Source organism: Micromonospora sp. NPDC049049 (assembly GCF_040649115.1).
In the GTDB taxonomy this organism is placed as follows: Bacteria; Actinomycetota; Actinomycetes; order Mycobacteriales; family Micromonosporaceae; genus Micromonospora.
Map to the genome: position 1 here is coordinate 1 of NZ_JBEZEX010000015.1, position 15,507 is coordinate 15,507.

Genomic DNA, 15,507 nt, shown 5'->3' on the forward strand with positions numbered 1-15,507 from the left:
GACCCCAACCAGGCCGCCTACCAGATCAGCGTCGAACACCTCGCCGACTGGATCGCCACCCGCGGCTACGCCACCAGCTGACCCACACCACAAGAGCGAAGGGCCGGACCCCACGAGGGTCCGGCCCTTCGTCGTCTTTCCACCATCTGCGGCACGTATTGACAATTGTCGACTTCGGCGTGAGGCTGGGAGCAGTGAGAGCGCTCTCTCGCACCCGGCCCAACCGGCCACCACCCAGTCTGGCCAGGCACAACTCCGATGCCTTCGGCGGCGGCGCCGGAGCTGTCCCTGACCCGTCCCCCGACAGGAGTCACGATGGACAGGGCCGCACCCCTCTCCGGCATCCCCCGCCGACTGCGCCTCGCCACGGCGATCGGCGCCCTGCTGGTGCTACTCGGCACGTACCTGGTGTCCACCACCAACCGGGCCGACGCCGCCCCCGGCCAAGCCGGCGCTGACTTCGGCGCCAACGCCATCCGGGTCGCCGAGTTCCCCGCCGACTGCACCTACAGCCACCGGCTGCCGGACGACCCGATCGTCTTCCCCGGGCTGCCCGGGGCGTCGCACATGCACAGCTTCTTCGGCAGCACTGTGACGAATGCCAGGACCACCCTCCCCGACCTGGTCAGCTCGCCCACCACCTGCAACCCGCAGGTGGACGTCTCGTCGTACTGGGTGCCGACCCTGTACCGGGACAACGTCGCGGTGGAGCCGGCGATCGCCACGTTCTACTACCTGGGCGAGGGCGTACGCGCCGACGTCGTCGCGAACACCCAGCCGTTCCCGCAGGGGTTGCGGCTCGTCGCCGGCAACGCGAAGGCCACCGGGCCGAACGACAGCATCGCCCGCTGGTCCTGCCTGCACGCCGGGCACGTGCCGCCGTCGAAGGACTTCGTCAACTGCCCGTCGGGCACGATGCTGGAGTCGTACCTGGACTTCCCGCAGTGCTGGAACGGCCGTGACCTCGACTCGCTGGACCACAAGAGCCACCTGGCGTACCCGGTGAACCAGGCCTGCCCGAGCACCCACCCGGTGCACGTGCCGAAGTTGCGTCAGGTGCTGCGGTACCCGGTCACCGGCGATCCGTCGCGGTTCCGGCTGGCCTCCGGGCCGGGCTACACCATGCACGGCGACTTCTTCAACGCCTGGCCGGTCGCGGAGTTGGCCCGCCGGGTCCAGGACTGCATCCGTCCTGTCATCAAGTGCGGTCACGACGGCCGACCGATCTGAGCGACAGCTCCACACCACGTCGGCGGGTCCGGTCACCCGGGCCCGCCGCCCTGGTTGGGAAGGGAGATCGGATGCGCCAGCCCGCAGCCTCCACGGTGCTCATCGCCGTGCTGCTCGTCGCCGGCTGCGGCCCCGGGCCACGCGACGCGGTCAGCACCGCCACACCACCCGTGGCCGCGCCACCGGCGACGACCACGCCGACCCCCACGGGTACGGCGTTCAACCCGACCGACGTCGCCTGGCTGCAACTGACCGTGGCGATGACCGAACGCCTGCTGCCCGTCCTCGATCTGGTGCCGGGGCGGACCACCGACCCGGCCTGGCGGCAGACGGCCACCCAGGTGGCCACCACCCGACGCGCCGATCTGGAACGCGCCCGCCGGCTACTGGCCGACGCCGCCGCCCCGACCACGAATCCGCACGAGGGCCACGACATGCCGGGCATGGCCACCGCGCAGGAGATGGCCGCGCTGCGGGCGGCCAACGGGCAGCCGTTTCACCGCCTGCTCGCCGGGCACCTGCGGGCGCATCTCGCACAGTCGGTCCGGATCGCAACCGCAGAGCAGCAGAGCGGGGCCCAGCCGGCGACCATCGCGCTGGCGGCGGCCGTGGTTCGGTCCGGCACCGCCGACCTCGAACGGCTCGATCACCTCGACCCCGCGTAGCCGCGCGCTCAGTGGGCGGTCGGGCGGAGCCGACGCTGGCAGGCGGATAGCCGCACCGACGTCTTGGAGGAACAGCCGGCGCGGCTCAGGCGGCGTAGCGGGCGGCGAGGTCGACGACGCGCCGGGCGGCGGCCACCATCGCCCGGTCGGCGAAGCGGCCGTCGGGCAGCACCACGGTCCCCGAATCCCGCTGGTGCGCGTCCGCCACGGCGGCCAGCAGCTCCGCGGCGCGCGCCACCTCCCGATCGGCCGGGCGAAACGCGTCGACGATCACCGGGAGCTGGCGTGGGTGGATCGCCGCACGGCCGAGGAACCCGAGCCGTCGGCCCGCCGCGCAGGAGGCGGCCAGGCCGGCGAGGTCGACGACGTCGGCGTACACCGACATGGCCGGCGGGGCCAGACCGGCCGCGCGGGCCGCGACCACCACCCGGCCGCGCGCCCAGAGCAGCCCGTCGTCGTCGCTCACCCCCAGATCCGAGCGCAGGTCGGCCTCACCGAGCCCGATCGAGGCCACCGCGGGGTGGGCGGCGGCTATCGGGTACGCGGCCTCCAGCCCGGCCGCCGACTCGATCAGCGGGTGCAGGGGCACGTCGACCCGCTCGGCGAGGGCCGCCAGCGTCGCGGCCGACTCGACCTTCGGCAGCCGCAGCCCGGCCAACCCGGGCCGGCCGGCCACCGCCGCCAGGTCGGCATCGAGGTCCGGGCCGGTCAGCTCGTTGACCCGGACCTGCACGGACACCGGGTGCGCCTCGGTGAGGAACTCGGCGACGGCGTCCCGGGCGTACGCCTTGCGTCCGGCGACCACGGCGTCCTCCAGGTCGAGGATGACCGCGTCGGCACCGGAGGCGACCGCCTTGGCGAACCGGTCCGGGCGGTCGCCGGGTACGTAGAGCCAGCTCAACAGCATCAGAGCACCCCCCGCTCGCGCAGCGCGGCCAACTCCTCGGCGCTCAGGCCGAGCGCGCCGAAGACCGTGTCGGTGTCCTGGCCGTGCCGCCGGCCGGCGTGCCGGATCTCGCCGGGCGTCTCGGTCAGGCGGAACGGCACGTTCTGCATCCGCACCTCGCCCAGCTCCTCGTCCGGCACGGTGCGCACGGTGCCCAGCGCGGCGTACTGCGGGTCGGCGAGGATGTCGCGCACGTCGTAGACGGGGGCGACCGCGGCCTGGGCCTCCTCGAACGCGGCCACCACCTCGTCGCGGTCCCGTTGCGACACCCAGGCGCTCACCGCCGCGTCCAACTCGTCGGCGTGGGCGGCCCGCCCGCTGCCGGTGGCGAACCACGGCTCGTCGATCAGCTCGCCGCGGCCGACCAGTCGCAGCACCCGCTCGGCGATGCTCTGCGCGCTGGTGGAGACCGCCACCCAGCGCCCGTCGGCGCAGCGGTAGGTGTTGCGCGGGGCGTTGTTGTTGGACCGGTTGCCCAGCCGGGGCTGGATATAGCCGAGCTGGTCGTACCAGGTGACCTGCGGCCCGAGCATCGCCATGATCGGCTCGATGATGGCGAGGTCGACCACCTGCCCGGCGCCGGTGGCGTCGCGGGCCCGCAGGGCGAGCATCACCGCGTATGCGGCGGCGAGCGCGCTCACCGAGTCGGCCAGCCCGAACGGGGGCAGCGTGGGCGGCCCGTCCGGTTCCCCGGTGGCCGCGGCGAAACCGCTCATCGCCTCGGCGAGGGTGCCGAAGCCGGGCCGGCGGGCGTACGGGCCGACCTGCCCGAACCCACTGATCCGGGTGATCACCAGCCGGGGGTTGACGGCGTGCAGCTCGGCCGGCCCGAGCCCCCACCGCTCCAGTGTTCCGGGGCGGAAGTTCTCCACCAGCACGTCGGCGTCGGCGAGCAGTCGACGCAGCAACGCGGCGCCGTCCGGGTCGGAGAGGTTGAGGGTGACGGTGCGCTTGTTGCGGCCGAGCACCTTCCACCAGAGCCCGACACCGTCGCGGGCCGGGCCGTGCCCCCGCGACGGGTCCGGCTTGGCCGGATGCTCCACCTTGATCACGTCGGCGCCGAAGTCACCGAGGAACGCCGCAGCGAGCGGCCCGGCGAAGAGGGTGGCCAGGTCGACGACCTTGACGCCGTCCAGTGGCGCGGTCACCGGGTCACCTCCGGCAGGTCGGCCGCACAACGGAAGCCGACCTGTTCCGAGCGGGCGAGGCCGGCACCGGTGAGCAGCAGCTTCACCGACACGTCCGCCGGTTGCGGGCCGCCGTCGAGGTACCAGTCGGAGCCCTCCGCCCGGTACTGGGCGCCGCCCTTGAGGATGGCGAAGCGGGTACGACCGTCGGAGTGCTCGCTCTCGGTCAGGTTCCACACCAGCGGTTCCCGCCGTACGAGCATCCCCGCCTCGGCGGCGACCTGCCACTCGTCCTCGGTGGGCAGTCGCAGCCCGGCCCACGTGGCGTACGCCCGCGCGTCGGCCAGCTCGACCCCGGTCACCGGGGCGTCGGCCGGACCGGAGCCGGCGGTGAACCGCTCCGGGCGCACCGGAACGTAGCCGGCGGCGCGCAGGAACTCGGCGTACTCGCCGTGGGTGACCTCGTGCATGGCGATGGCGAACCGGCCGAGCCGCACACTGCGCCGCAGCGTGCCGGGGTGGTGCAGCCGGGGCGGCAAGGGCTTCCACTCGTCGACGTAGGGCGCTTCGCCGTACAGCCCGGTCTCCCGTACCCGGTGCCGGACGACCAGGTCGTGCCGGCCGCCCTCGACGGCGACCAGGCCCTGGGGCACGTGCAGGCAGGGCGCCCACGGCGTACGGGCGCGCACCGCCGCGCGGGCCGGGAAGGACGGGTCGCCGGTCGGCGGCGCGTGCCGCTGCGCGGAGGCGGGTCCGCGCGCCACGGCCGCGATCGCGCCGGCCGGGAGCGGGCCGCCCACCGCCAGTCGACCGTCGGCGGTCTCGGTGACGGTCAACGCGGCACCGGTGACCAGGTCGACGAAGTGTCGGCCAGCGCTCGGGTCGGTGACCAGCCACGGGCCGTCGTGGTCCGCGCCCCGGTTCACCACCGTCCACAGCGGCTCGTCGTCGTGCGTCCAGCGGGACGCGTACACCTGGCCGTCGCCGGGGTGGTCGGCGAGCGGCACCCAGTCCTCGGCGCGCAACCACGCGGCGTGGCTGCTCTGCACCCGGCGCATCGCCCGCAGCACCGCGCGGTCGCGCTCGTTCCAGCCGACCCAGACGCCGAAGACGCTTTCCCAGACCAGCACGCCGACGCCGTTGAGCCAGGCGGAGTGCAGCTCGTCGAGGTGGTCGCGGTGCCAGCGCCGGGTGTGGTGCAGCACGTGCCGTCGCTCGAACCACTTCGCCCGCAGCACGCCGGGCACCTCGGAGTCGGCGAACCACTGCGCCCAGGACATGGCGTGGTCGGCGATGCGGGCCAGCGGCACCCGGCTCTCGCCCTCCAGGACCATGCCGGGGCGCACCGCGTCCAGCGCGGTGCGCAGCTCACCGGCGCCCTCCTTGAGGGTGTCCAGGAAGACCCCGTCGACGCCGAGCTTGCCGGCCAGCGTGGCGACCTCCTCGGCGTCACTGCCCACCTCGCGCCGGGTGCCGGTGTCCCACGGGTTGTAGTCGACGAAGACCCGCACCCCACGCTGCTGGAACGCGCGCACCACATCGGGTAGCTCCGGGACGTCCCGGTACCAGTCGAACTGGTTGCGGTCGTCGAGGCCGATGACCGGGTACGCGTGCCAGAGCACCACCCCGTCGAAGCCGCCGAAGTCCCTCCCGGCCGCGTCGAGGAACTCGTCGACGGTGAAGACGCCGCGATCGTGGTCGTAGAGCGTCTCGTCCCAGAGCCAGGCCAGGCAGACGCTGAAGCAGTCACCGGCGATCTCGTCGTAGTGCTCGCCGACGTAGCCGATCCGGTCCCGGGCGTCGACCCGCCACCGGGCGATCTGCTCCCGCCACGCCGGCCAGTCGGCCGGGTCGGCGGGGGCGGCGAAGATCTTCGCCTCGTCCAGGGTGCTCAGATCGGCGTGCCCGCCCAACGGCACCTCGGTCGGCCGGTCGATCGGGCGCGGGACGTACGGGTTGAAGCTCACGGTGCACCTCGGTAGGTCGCGTCGTAGAGGGCGTCGATGGCCGGCCGGTCGGGCAGGGCGGTGGACGCTCCGGGCCGCTGGGCACAGGCCGCGCCGGCGGCGCAGGCCCAGCGCAGGCTGGCGGTGACGGTGTCCTCAGTGCTGGCGCCGCCGCGTTCGGCCCAGCTGACGGCGAGCGCGCCGGTGAACGCGTCACCGGCGGCGGTGGTGTCCACAGCGTCGATCTGCGGCGCCGGGACCGCGAGACGCAGGCCGTGTCGATCGGCGTACGCGGCCCCACGCGCGCCGAGGGTGAGCACCACCCGGGGCACCAGCTTCAGCAGGGCGTCGAGCAGCACCGGCGGTTCGTCGGAGGCGACCTCGGCAACGACCGCCGCCTCGTGCTCGTTGACCACCAGCACGTCGACCAGGTCGAGCAGGGCGGCGGGCAGCGCGGCGGCGGGCGCGGCGTTCAGCACCAGTGTGGTGCCGTCGGCCCGGGCCCAGCTCGCCGCCTGGAGCACGGCGCTCAGCGGCACCTCCAGTTGCAGCAGCAGCACGTCGGCCGCCGCGATCGTCGCCCGGTCGTCCGCGTCCAGCTCGGTCAGCGTTCCGTTGGCGCCGGGCGCGACCAGGATGAAGTTCTCCGCGTCCCGGTCGACGGCGATCAACGCGACACCGGAGGGGCCGGCTGCGGTCCGCAGACCACGGACGTCCACGCCGGCGTCGACGAGACTCGCCCGCATCCGGGTACCGAACTCGTCGTCGCCCACCGCTCCCACGAAGTCGCAGGCCGCACCGGCCCGGGCGGCGGCGACGGCCTGGTTGGCGCCCTTGCCGCCGGGTACGGTCCGAAAGTTCTCGCCGAGCACCGTCTCACCGGGGCGGGGCAGCCGCGACGCCGTGACCACCAGGTCCAGGTTGCTGCTGCCCACCACCGCCACCCGCGCGCTCATGCCACGCTCCCTTCCGTCGCCGGCCGTGCCAGGGCGAGGGTCCGCTCGGCCAGCTCGTCGAAGCCGATCCCGTCGAAGCCGGCGATGCTGCTGGCCAGCCGGTTGCGCAGCGGGGCGACCCAGCGCTGCGGCAACCCGGACGCGCCGGTGAGCGCTCCGGTCACCGCGCCGACCGTCGCGCCGGTCGAGTCGGTGTCCCAGCCACCACTGACCACGGCGGTGATCGACCGTTCCAGGTCCCCCCGCCCGTACGCCAGGGCGGCGGCCACCAGCGCCGCGTTGTTGCGGACGTGCACCCAGTGCAGGTGGCCGTGTCGTGCGTACAGCTCGTCGACGACGCGTTCCCAGTCGTCGGTGCCCGCGCCGAGGGCGCGTGCCTCCCGGACCGTGGCGGCGAACCGGCTGTTCGGCGGCAGCACCGCCTCGGCGGCGTCCAGCACCTCGTCCACGGTGTCGGCCACCGGCGCGGCTGCCGACAGTGCCGCGGCCCAGAGCGCGCCGTGCACCCCTCCCCGGACGTGGCTGACCGTCGCGTCGCGTACCGCCAGTTCGGCGGCGCGGTCCGGCCGGCCGGGGTTGACCCAGCCGTACACGTCGGTGCGGATCTGCGCGCCGATCCACTCCCGGAACGGGTTGTGCCGGCGGGCGCTCTGCGGCGGCGGGTACCCGAGCAGCAGGTTGCGGTAGGCCACCCGCTCGGCGGTGAAGACCCGCCCGCCGGGCAGCCAGTCCAGCCACGCCTGCGCCACGTCGGCGCTGGTGAAGCCCCGACCGTGCGTCTCCAGCACGCGCAGGGCCAGCAACGCGTAGTTCAGGTCGTCGTCCTCGGGCATCCCGTCGATGTTCTCGGCGAGGCTGGTCGGCGCGCTGCGTCGGTTCCACGGCCAGCGGGCGGCCACGTCGGCCGGGAGCCCTTTCGCGGTGAACCAGTCGCGCAGTGGCCACCGGTCGGTAGCGGTGAGGATCTCCCGGATGCCCTCGCGGGGGATCTTCTCCACCGGCTTGCCGAGCAGGCATCCGACCGCCCGGCCGAGCCACCCGCCGTGCAGCCGGTCGTACGCCGCCTCTGTCGGCAGCGGCCAGGTGGTCGGCCACCCGGCCCGCAGCGAGGTCAGGTCGTCGGCCTCGTCAGTGGTGTCGACGGCGGGCACCGCGTCGGCGGCGTCCAGCAGCTCCGTGGCGAGGGCCCGCAGCTCCGGCGACGCCGGGTTCACCGACGCCCCGCTGACCGGTGGCGTCAGGTCCCCGCCAGCCGCCGTCCACCGCTGAGCGATCGCGGCGACGTCACGTCCCTCGTCCCGGCTGGCAGCAAGCTCGTGCGGCAGCAGGTCCTCCGGCTGAACCCAGGTGATCCTCACCGGGTCTCGCCCCCAACCCCCCGGGTGGCAACGGCGGCCAGCCCGGCGAACCGCTCCGCCCGGCGGGCGAAGCGGGCCTGGTCGCGCTCGAAGACCTCGCCGGCCACCGTCGCGAGGACCCGGGCCGGTTCCACCAGGTCGGTCTTGGAGGCGGTGGCGACCACGTCGGACCATTCCGCCGGCACCGCGTCGGCGCCACCGAGCGCCCCGGCGATGGCGGCGGCCATGGTGGCGGTGGAGTCGGCGTCCCGGCCGTAGTTGACCGAGCCGAGCACCGCGGCCCGGAAGTCGCCGCCCGCCACCACGAGCATGCCGAGAGCCACCGGCAACTCCTCGATGGCGTGCAGGCGACTGGGCCGCCGCGCGCCGAGGCCGGGGCTGCGGTACTCCTCCCCCACCGTGTCGTAGGGGGCGACCGCGGCCCGCAGCGCCGGGATGGCCTGTTTCCAGTCGCTGTGGCCGCGGGCCTCCTTGACCACCGCGTCGATGGCCGCGCGGGTGCCGTCGCGGGCCAGGTCCAGCGCCGCCGCGACGACGTCCTCGACGCTCGCGCCGGGGGTCGCGGCCGCCGCGACCGAGGCCGCGAACACGGCGGCGGCCTCCCGCCCGTAGCTGTGCTGGTGCGCGCCGGCGATCTCCACCGCCTCGGCGTACGCCCCGGCCGGGTCGCCCGCGTTGACGATGCCGACCGGTGCCATGTACATGGCCGCGCCACAGTTGACGATGTTGCCGACCCCGGCCTCGCGGGGGTCCGCGTGGGCGTGGTGCAGTCGGGTGACCAGCCACCGTTCGGCGGCGGCGAGCCGGTGGAAGGTCACCCCGTCGCGCTCCAGGTCGGGGATGTACACCACCCGCTCGATCAGGTCGGGAACCAGCAGGTCCACCACGTCGAAGGCATCGAGGTGGTCCCGTTTGGCCGCGTACGCGCGGACCAGGGCGTGGGTCATCAACGTGTCGTCGGTGAGGTGCCCGTCGCCCTTGTGGTAGGGCGCGAGGGGTCGCGCGGTGGCCCAGTCGGCGTGGTACGGGGGCACGATGCCCTCTACCCAGCCGCCGAAGCGGGAACGGATCTGCTCGGGCAGCGCCGTCTCGGTGGCGCCACCCAGGGCGTCTCCGACAGCGGCGCCGACCAGGCAACCAACCGATGTGTCGAGCAAGAGTGACATGTCGTTACCTCAGAACCTGCTTGCCACCGTCGACCAGCTGCGTGCCGAGCTGATCGAGGGTGATCTTGTTGGCGAAGTACTGCTGGAGGGCCGGGGTGGCGTACTTGGTCTTCCACTCCGGGTAGCCGTCGGCCTGCTGGAACGGGGCGACGGTCAGGTCCGCGGCGCTGTCCGCGGCGACGTCCCAGCCCTGCTTGCCGTCGGTGAGCTTGACCAGTTGCTCGTTGGCCTGCTTGCCGGTCGGCACCAGCCAGTCGCCCTTGGCCAGGGCGGCCATGTTCGTCGGGTTGAGGAAGTACTCCAGGAACTGCGCGGCCTGCTTCTTGTGCTTGCTGTCCTCGGAGATCGACAGCGTCTGCGGGTTGGCGGCCTGCTTGGTGGAGAGTCCCTTGATCGGGGGCAGGGTGACCCACTCGAAGCCGGCCGGCGCCTGCTCGACCATCTGCTGGCGCAGCGACACCGAGCCGGGCAGCATCGCGTACTTCCCGCCGAAGAAGCCGGGCAGGGTGTCCGCGCCGCTCATGCCGAGCGCCTCCGGGGAGGCGGACTTGGCGGTGTAGAGCATGTCGTGGATCCGCTTCGGGATCTCCTTCTCCGCGTCGCCGACCTTGACCTCGGTGCGCCCACCGTCGCCGTAGAAGAACTTGCCGTCGTAGTTGAGCGCCAGGTTGAGCACCCGGTTGGTCGGCGACTTCAACGCCCACGCCGCGCCGTACTGGCCGGGCTTGGTGAGCTTTTGCGCGTTGCTCTGGAACTCGTCCCAGGTCCAGCCGCCGTCGGCCGGCGGCACCGCGACACCTGCGGCGTCGAGCAGCTTCTTGTTGGCGATGACGACCTGCGACTCCAGCAGGAACGGCACGCCGGTGACCTTGCCGTCGACGGTGGCGGTGTCCCAGATGCCCTTGTCGATCTGCCCCTTCAGGTCGTCGGAGACCAGGTCGGAGAGGTCGGCCAGGTAGCCCTGCTTGCTGAACTCCCCGATCGAGGACGCCTCGTAGTGCACGATGTCCGGCGCGTCGCCGCCCTCGAAGGAGGTGAGCAACTGGTCGTGCACCGAGTTCCAGTCACCCTGGACGTACTCGACCTGGATGTCCGGGTGCTCGGCGTTCCACTTGGCGACCAGGTCCTTGTTGACCTGGAGCGACTCCTTCTGCCAGGCGAGGCTGAGGAAACGCAGCTTGGCCGGGCCGGACGCGGCCTCGTCGTCGCCGCCGGAGCCGCACGCGGTGAGCGCGCCGAGGCCGACGACCGCGACCGCGGCGCCCGCCGCGAGTCGGCGGAATCGGGTACGAAGCATGGGGGGTACCTCCTTGGTGGTGGTTGGGGGGACGGCTCAGCCCTTGACCGCGCCCGCGAGCGACCCGGACGAGAGCCGGCGCTGCATGAACGCGAAGAAGATCAGGCTGGGCAGCGTGGCCAGCAGTGAACCGGCGGCCAGGGGACCCAGCCGGGCGGTGCCCTCGATGCCGACGAACCGGGCCAGCGCCACCGGCAGGGTGGCCAGCTCCGGGGTCTTGATCAGCACCAGTGCGAAGAAGAACTCGTTCCAGGCCGAGATGAAGGAGAACAACGCGGTCGCGACCAGGCCCGGAGCGAGCAGCGGGAAGACCACCCGCCGCAGCACCTGCACCCGGGTGGCGCCGTCGACCGACGCTGCCTCCTCCAGCTCCCTCGGGATGTTGCGGACGAAGCCCTGCAACATCCACAGCGCGAACGGCAGCGCCCAGACCACGTAGATCAGCACCAGCCCGGCGTGCGTGTTGGCCAGACCGACCTGCCGCAGCACCAGGAAGATCGGGATGATCAGGAGTACGAACGGGAAGAGCTGGGACAGCAGCACCCAGCCCAGCGCGGCGGTGCCGAGCTTGGAGCGGAACCGGGCCAACGCGTACGACGCCGGCATGGCGACCAGCACGGTCAGGACCGCCGAGGCGAGGGAGACCTGGAGGCTGTTGAGCGCTGCCCGGCCCAGCTCCTGTTCGGTGAACGCCTGCACGAAGTTCTGCAGTGTCGGGTTGTCCGGGATCAGCGTCGGGTGCAGGCGTACCAGTTCGCGCGGCGGTTTGAACGCCGTGGAGAGCAGCCAGACCAGCGGGAACCCGAGGAAGATCAGGTAGCCGGCGAGCGCCAGGTACTGCAGCGTCCGGCTCGTGCGGCTCGGTTTTCCGAACATGTCAGTTCGCCTCCCTGAGCCGGCGACGGAGATAGACCGCGAGCAGCGCGATGATGATCACGACCATGACGTTGCCGAGTGCCGCCGCGTAGCCGTAGTTGCCGTAGCGGAACGCCTCCTCGTACGCGAAGAGCATCGGCAGCATCGTCTTGCCGCCCGGTCCACCGGCGGTGAGCACGTAGACCAGGCCGAACGAGTTGAAGTTCCAGATGAAGTCCAGCGAGGTGATCGCCACGATCACCGGCGCCAGCGCGGGCAGCGTGACGTGCCGGAACCGGTGCCAGGTGCTGGCCCCGTCCACCGCCGCCGCCTCGTGCAGCTCGCGACCCACACCCTGCAGGCCGGCGAGCAGGACGACGGTGGTCTGCGGCATGCCCGCCCAGACCCCGACGATGATCACCGCGGGCAGTGCGGTGCTGAAGTCGCCCAGCCAGTTCGTCCGCAGTCCGTCGGCGCCGACGCGGTGGAAGAACTCGTTGATCAGGCCGGCGTCGGGGTGGTAGACGAGCTTCCACAGGATGCCGACGACGACGGGTGGCATCGCCCACGGCACGACGGCCAGCACCCGCGCCACACCTCGGAACCGCAGTTGCTGGTTGAGCAACAGCGCCAGCCCGAGGGCGAGCAGGAACTGCAACACAGTCACCCCGACCGCCCACAGAAGACCGATCTTGAACGAGTTCCAGAACAGCTCGTCGCCGAGGAGGTCCCGGTAGTTGGCCAGGCCGGTGAAGCTGACCTCGACGTTGCGACCGGCGCGGGCGTCGGTGAAGCCGAGGTAGATGCCCCGCAGCAGGGGAAACACCGACAGCACCAGGATCGGCAGCAGCGACGGCAGCAGGAGAAGGTAGATGGTGGTGCGGTCGGAGCGGAACCGGTTGCGCCGCCGGGCCGGCTCGGCCCGTTCGACGTCCGGCCGCTCGGTCAGGGTGGTCATGCGGTCACCCCTTCGCTGGACGGGTGGGTGGTGGGTGGGCCGGCGGGTCGAGGGACCGGCAGGGTCGCGGCGCTGGACGCGCGAACGACGAGACTTGGCGGCACCTGCTCGCGTCGCGGCGGCACTGTGGCGTCGGCAATGCGGTGCAGGAGCAGTTCGGCGGCTCGGCGACCACGCTCGGCCGAGCCGAGCGAGACGCTGGAGAGCTGGGGAAACATCATCCGGGCCAGTTCGGTGTCGTCCATGCCGACCAGGGCGACGTCCTGCGGCACCCGACGGCCGGCGACCAGCAGGGCGTGCAGCGCGCCGACCGCGATGAGGTCGTTGGCGCAGACCAGGGCGTCCGGGTCGGCGCGGGCGAGCAGTCGCTCGGTGGCGGCGCGGCCGGCCGCGTACTGGAAGTCGCCGACCTCGATCAGGTCGGCGTCGAGCGGGATGCCGTGTCGGGTCAGGGCGGCCCGGAATCCGGCGTCGCGGGCGGCGCCCGGAACGGTGTCGAGCGGGCCGTTGACGAAACCGATCCGCCGTCGGCCGGTGGCGACGAGATGGTCCACGGCAAGCGCCACACCGTGGCGCGAGTCGGTACGCACGTTGTCGATCGGAGCGTCCTCGCCGAGCTGGCCGACGACCACCACCGGCACCGGACTGTCCACCAGCGCGGTGAGATGGTCGTCGGTGACCCGGATCGGCGAGATGATCATGCCGTCCACGTAGCGGTTGGCCAGTCGTCGCAGCAGAGCGGTCTCGTTGTCGATCCGCCCGCCGGTGGCGTGCACCAGCAGTTGCCGCCCGGAGGACGCGACCACAGCCTCGATGGCCCGCATCATCTCCACGTAGACCGGGTTGCCGATGTCCTCCACCGCGAGCGCGATCAGGCCGGTGCGCTGGGACTGCAACGACCGCGCGATCGCGTTGGGCACGTAGCCCACCTCGGCGGCCGCCTCACGGACCTTGCGGATCGTCTCGGGGCTGCCGCCGACGCCGTTGAGCACCCGCGAGGCGGACGCGATGGAGACGCCGGCGCGGGCGGCGACGGTGTGCACTGTGGGCCGGCCGTCCGCCGGTTCCTGTAAACGTTTACGACCCACGTTCGGCACCTCCACCCGATAGCTGTAAACGTTTCCGGGGAGTCTGCTCCGCAAGTGGCGGAGAGGTCAAGGGCCCGTTACGAAAACGTTTCCAACCCCCGCGACCCGCACCCCACCGCGCACCCCCCGCACCGCACCGCACCTCCCACCCCGTCGCGTTGATCATGAAGTTATTGCCCTGCGCAGCGGCGTGTCGTGGCGATAACTTCATGATCAACAGTTCCGGGGGGTGGGGTGCGGGAGGGGTGGGGTGCGGGAGGGGTGGGGTGGGGGTGGGTTCAGGTGGGGAGGCGGAGCTCTCGGCCGGGCCAGCGGGAGCGGAGTCTGCGGTCGTGGCTGGCCACGACGATGGCACCCGGGCCGGTGCCCAGCGCGTCCTCCAACTCGTCGCAGAGCGTCGGCGAGAGGTGGTTGGTGGGCTCGTCGAGCAGGAGCAGCTCCGGCGGATCGGCGACGAGCACCGCGAGGGCGAGCCGACGGCGTTGTCCGACCGACAGGTCGGCCACCGGGTGGTCGAGGTCCGCCGGGGCGAGCAGCCCGAGGGACGACAGCGGTACGGCAGCGGCCCGTTCCATCCCGACGGCCCCCTCGAAGACCTGCCGGGCGGTCCGCCGCGCATCCGCGAAGACGCTGTCCTGGGTGAGCAGGCCGACCCGCAGCTCCGGTCGTCGCCAGAGCGTTCCGGCACCGGTCAGCCGGCCGGCGAGCACGGCGAGCAGGGTCGACTTGCCAGCACCGTTGGGGCCGGTCACCAACAGCCGGTCGCGGGACCTGAGCTCCAGGTGCGCCACCCGCAGTCGGCCGGGAACCTCCAGCCGGTCCGCCGTGACGATCACGCCGTCACTGTCGCCTACGGTGAGCGCCGTCGCGTGAAAGCGCAACGGCTCCGACGGCACCGGAACGGGGTCGCGCTCGATCGTCTCCAGTCGACGGACGGCGTGGCGGACGCGCCGGGAGATCTGGTTCTGAACGCGGCCGGCGGTGTGCCCGTACCCCATTTTTTCGCTGTCGCGCGGGCCCCGGCCGTGGGCGACCTGGTGCCCGGTCACGGCGGCGGCCTCGCGCAGGTCGGCGAGGAGCGCCTGCTCCTCGTCGTAGCGCCGCCGCCACCGTTGCGCCTCGGCACGCTTGGCCGTCAGGTACGCCGTGTAGCCGCCGCCGAAGCGGACCGGTCCGTCGACCGCCGGGTCCAGGTCGATGAGATCGGTGCAGACCGCGTCCAGGAAGGCCCGGTCGTGGCTGGCCACCACTACCACCCCCGGCATGGCACGGAGCTGGTCCTCGCAGAACGCCGCCGCCGCGTCGTCGAGATGGTTGGTGGGCTCGTCGAGCAGCAGCGCGCTCGGCCGGCGGATCAACGTCGCCGCGAGGGCGAGCCGGCCACGTTGCCCACCGGAGAGCGCGCCCAGCATTCGGTCGTGGGGCAGCCCGCCGAGACCGAGGCCGTCGAGGACCGTGCGGGCACGCCGGTCGGCGTCCCAGGCGTCGCGGTCCTGCGCCCGCTCCAGCACCTCGCCGTACGCGGCCAGCAGCCGGTCGTGCTGCTCGGTGCCCTCCGGCGCGTCGGCGAGCGCGACGCCGATCCGGTCCAGCTCGGCGAGGTCGGCGCGAGCCTCGCGCAGCGCGTCGTCGAGGACGGCGGCGATGGTGGCGGATCCCCGCAACGGCAGTTCCTGGTGCAGGAAGCCGACGTCCGGTGGACGAGTGACGGTGCCGGAGTCGGGTACGTCGACGCCGGCCAGGACCCGCAACAGGGTCGTCTTGCCGGTGCCGTTCTCACCGATCAGGCCGATCCGGTGGCCGGGCGCGGCAGTCAGGGAGACGCCGTCGAGCACCCGGCGGTCGCCGCGGACCCGCACGAGGTCATGGGCGGTGAGAGCAGGTCGAACAGACATGGGGAACCTCGGATAAGGAC

The 15,507-nt window shown here is 72.7% G+C and carries 13 protein-coding genes; 2 read left to right on the plus strand and 11 right to left on the minus strand.

The genetic code is table 11. The annotated features are described in order from the left end of the window. Window positions 1-315 precede the first annotated feature (315 nt). The gene (locus AB0B68_RS16965; RefSeq protein WP_357260878.1) at window positions 316-1,230 is read left to right on the plus strand and encodes a DUF1996 domain-containing protein; all 915 of its coding nucleotides are present in this window, start codon (window positions 316-318) and stop codon (window positions 1,228-1,230) included. Between the two features lie 71 nt (window positions 1,231-1,301). Next, window positions 1,302-1,895 carry a DUF305 domain-containing protein gene (locus AB0B68_RS16970; protein ID WP_357206887.1) on the plus strand — a complete coding sequence of 198 codons (594 nt, stop codon included), beginning with the start codon at window positions 1,302-1,304 and terminating at the stop codon, window positions 1,893-1,895. A gap of 85 nt (window positions 1,896-1,980) precedes the next feature. On the opposite strand, the gene AB0B68_RS16975 is transcribed toward AB0B68_RS16970, so the two are convergent. From AB0B68_RS16975 to AB0B68_RS17025, 11 genes are all read right to left on the minus strand, one after another. Beyond that, a complete protein-coding gene (locus tag AB0B68_RS16975) occupies window positions 1,981-2,802 on the minus strand; it encodes a CoA ester lyase (RefSeq protein WP_357260881.1) in 822 nt (273 codons plus the stop codon). Continuing rightward, window positions 2,802-3,989 carry a CoA transferase gene (locus tag AB0B68_RS16980; RefSeq protein ID WP_357206889.1) on the minus strand — a complete coding sequence of 396 codons (1,188 nt, stop codon included), beginning with the start codon at window positions 3,987-3,989 and terminating at the stop codon, window positions 2,802-2,804. The genes AB0B68_RS16975 and AB0B68_RS16980 overlap by 1 nt, the downstream gene beginning before the upstream one ends. Next, window positions 3,986-5,935, minus strand: a complete 1,950-nt coding sequence (locus AB0B68_RS16985) for an SUMF1/EgtB/PvdO family nonheme iron enzyme (RefSeq protein ID WP_357260883.1) — start codon at window positions 5,933-5,935, stop codon at window positions 3,986-3,988. Before AB0B68_RS16985 ends, AB0B68_RS16980 begins: the two co-directional genes overlap by 4 nt. Further along, window positions 5,932-6,870, minus strand: a complete 939-nt coding sequence (locus AB0B68_RS16990; RefSeq protein ID WP_357260886.1) for a ribokinase — start codon at window positions 6,868-6,870, stop codon at window positions 5,932-5,934. The genes AB0B68_RS16985 and AB0B68_RS16990 overlap by 4 nt, the downstream gene beginning before the upstream one ends. After that, window positions 6,867-8,228, minus strand: coding sequence for an ADP-ribosylglycohydrolase family protein (locus AB0B68_RS16995; RefSeq protein WP_357260889.1), 1,362 nt, complete (start codon window positions 8,226-8,228; stop codon window positions 6,867-6,869). The genes AB0B68_RS16990 and AB0B68_RS16995 overlap by 4 nt, the downstream gene beginning before the upstream one ends. After that, window positions 8,225-9,394 (minus strand): ADP-ribosylglycohydrolase family protein, encoded by a 1,170-nt coding sequence (locus AB0B68_RS17000; RefSeq protein WP_357260892.1) that lies wholly within the window; start codon window positions 9,392-9,394, stop codon window positions 8,225-8,227. Before AB0B68_RS17000 ends, AB0B68_RS16995 begins: the two co-directional genes overlap by 4 nt. 4 nt (window positions 9,395-9,398) lie before the next feature. Further along, window positions 9,399-10,691, minus strand: coding sequence for a sugar ABC transporter substrate-binding protein (locus AB0B68_RS17005; RefSeq protein ID WP_357233654.1), 1,293 nt, complete (start codon window positions 10,689-10,691; stop codon window positions 9,399-9,401). A 36-nt stretch (window positions 10,692-10,727) separates the two neighbouring features. Beyond that, window positions 10,728-11,567, minus strand: a complete 840-nt coding sequence (locus AB0B68_RS17010; RefSeq protein ID WP_238667634.1) for a carbohydrate ABC transporter permease — start codon at window positions 11,565-11,567, stop codon at window positions 10,728-10,730. 1 nt (window position 11,568) lies between these two features. Next, window positions 11,569-12,504, minus strand: coding sequence for a sugar ABC transporter permease (locus AB0B68_RS17015; RefSeq protein WP_355010245.1), 936 nt, complete (start codon window positions 12,502-12,504; stop codon window positions 11,569-11,571). After that, window positions 12,501-13,592, minus strand: a complete 1,092-nt coding sequence (locus AB0B68_RS17020) for a LacI family DNA-binding transcriptional regulator (protein WP_357260895.1) — start codon at window positions 13,590-13,592, stop codon at window positions 12,501-12,503. Before AB0B68_RS17020 ends, AB0B68_RS17015 begins: the two co-directional genes overlap by 4 nt. Before the next feature lie 278 nt (window positions 13,593-13,870). Next, complete coding sequence (locus tag AB0B68_RS17025; protein ID WP_357260899.1) at window positions 13,871-15,487, minus strand: ABC-F family ATP-binding cassette domain-containing protein; 1,617 nt, start codon at window positions 15,485-15,487, stop codon at window positions 13,871-13,873. Window positions 15,488-15,507 lie beyond the last annotated feature (20 nt).

Bases quoted from the DNA above. Each gene is read 5' to 3' on its own strand.
- AB0B68_RS17010 (WP_238667634.1), bottom strand. From the start codon at position 11,567: ATGTTCGGAAAACCGAGCCGCACGAGCCGGACGCTGCAGTACCTGGCG.
- AB0B68_RS16990 (WP_357260886.1), bottom strand. From the start codon at position 6,870: ATGAGCGCGCGGGTGGCGGTGGTGGGCAGCAGCAACCTGGACCTGGTG.
- AB0B68_RS17000 (WP_357260892.1), bottom strand. From the start codon at position 9,394: ATGTCACTCTTGCTCGACACATCGGTTGGTTGCCTGGTCGGCGCCGCT.
- AB0B68_RS16975 (WP_357260881.1), bottom strand. From the start codon at position 2,802: ATGCTGTTGAGCTGGCTCTACGTACCCGGCGACCGCCCGGACCGGTTC.
- AB0B68_RS16970 (WP_357206887.1), top strand. From the start codon at position 1,302: ATGCGCCAGCCCGCAGCCTCCACGGTGCTCATCGCCGTGCTGCTCGTC.
- AB0B68_RS16965 (WP_357260878.1), top strand. From the start codon at position 316: ATGGACAGGGCCGCACCCCTCTCCGGCATCCCCCGCCGACTGCGCCTC.
- AB0B68_RS17025 (WP_357260899.1), bottom strand. From the start codon at position 15,487: ATGTCTGTTCGACCTGCTCTCACCGCCCATGACCTCGTGCGGGTCCGC.
- AB0B68_RS17015 (WP_355010245.1), bottom strand. From the start codon at position 12,504: ATGACCACCCTGACCGAGCGGCCGGACGTCGAACGGGCCGAGCCGGCC.
- AB0B68_RS17005 (WP_357233654.1), bottom strand. From the start codon at position 10,691: ATGCTTCGTACCCGATTCCGCCGACTCGCGGCGGGCGCCGCGGTCGCG.